We start from the raw sequence: 1446 nt of genomic DNA, 5'->3' as shown, positions 1-1446 counted from the left end.
GGCGCGAACCCCGGCCGGACGGCCCGCGCGCGGTCGGCGAACAGGGCGACCGCCTGCGCCTCGGGCAGCGGGTCGAGCGGGCGCAGCACCTCACCGGTGACGCCGAGCGGTTCCCGGCTCGTGGCGAGCACGCGCAGCCGGGGGCAGCGGGCGAGCAGGTCTGCGGCGAACTCCGCGGCGCCGTCGACCAGGTGCTCGCAGTTGTCCAACAGCAGCAGGCCGTCGCGGTCGGCCAGGACGTCGGCGGGTTCGTCGGTGGTGCCGAGCGCGGAGCGCACCGCGGACCCGATGCCGTCCGCCGCGACCACCGGCGACAGGTCGACCAGCCACGCCCCGTCCGGCGCGGTCGCGAGCACGCGCTCGGCGACCTCCACGGCCAGCCGCGTCTTGCCCGCGCCGCCGGCGCCGGTGAGCGTGACCAGCCGGGCGTTCGCGAGCGCCCGGACCACCTCGTCGAGTTCGCGGTCGCGACCGACGAAGCTGGTCAGCCGGGCGGGCAGCGGCGACCGCCGCACCGGCGCGCGCAGGGCCTGCCGGTGGGCTTCGCGCAGCTCCGGTCCGGGGTCCGCGCCCAGTTCCTCGGCCAGCAGCGCACGGGCGCGCTCGTGGGCCACGAGGGCTTCGGCCTGGCGGCCACGCGCGCACAGGGCGCGCATCAGGCGGGCGTGCAGCCCCTCGCGCAGCGGCGTCGCGGCGACCAGCTCCTCGATCTCGGCGACCAGGTCCGGCGCGCCGCCCGCCGCGAGGTCCCGGTCGATGCGGGCTTCGAGGGCGCCGAGCCGCAGCTCGGTCAGTCGGGCGACCGGGGCCCGCGCGAACCCGGCGTCGGCGACGTCCGCGGGCAGCGCGCCCCGCCACAGGACCAGCGCCTCGTGCGGACGCCCCTCGGCGACGGCGCGGGCGAAGACCTCGGTGTCGATCTCCTCGCGCGGGACGTCCAGCCGGTAGCCGGTGGGGTGGGAGCCGATCGCGTCCCGGCCGAGGGCCCGGCGCAGCCTGGCGACCAGCGACTGGAGGGCGGCGGCGGGGTCGGCGGGCGCGGCGTCCGGCCACAGGTCGGCGATCAGCCGGTCGGTGGTGACCACCCGGCCCGCGTCCAGGACCAGCCGGACCAGCAGTGCGCGCAGCATCGCCCCGCCGAGGTGGACGGGCTCGCCGTCCGGGCCGGAGACCTCCAGGCGGCCGAGCACCCTGATCCGCACGCCGCCATTCTCTCAGGGAGGCGGTGCGGAGCCGGTCCGGCGGGAACGTCGGCGAATGACGGGCGCGGGTGGCAGGCGGTCCGGTGGGAACGTCGGCGAGTGGTGGGCGCGGGTGGGAGGCGGCCCGGCGGCGACAGCGACACATCGTCTAGCACGACGCCGACCGCGAAGCACCCGCCCTAGCGCCACTCGTCCTGCGCAGTCTCGAATACGAAGAAGACGCTGCCGACGAAGTAGGGAGTGA

1 protein-coding gene is annotated in these 1446 nt (G+C 77.5%); it reads right to left on the bottom strand.

Translation table 11 applies throughout. From position 1 onward, the window contains the following. A partial coding sequence (locus ACFV4N_RS43690; protein ID WP_499678593.1) for an AfsR/SARP family transcriptional regulator occupies nucleotides 1-1202 on the bottom strand: 1202 nt, incomplete at its 3' end. Nucleotides 1203-1446 lie beyond the last annotated feature (244 nt).

Origin of the sequence: Actinosynnema sp. NPDC059797, from assembly GCF_042732085.1 — a bacterium.
GTDB lineage: Bacteria > Actinomycetota > Actinomycetes > Mycobacteriales > Pseudonocardiaceae > Actinosynnema.
Note: the sequence above shows the minus strand (reverse complement) of the source record. Positions and strands in the feature narration are given on the sequence as shown.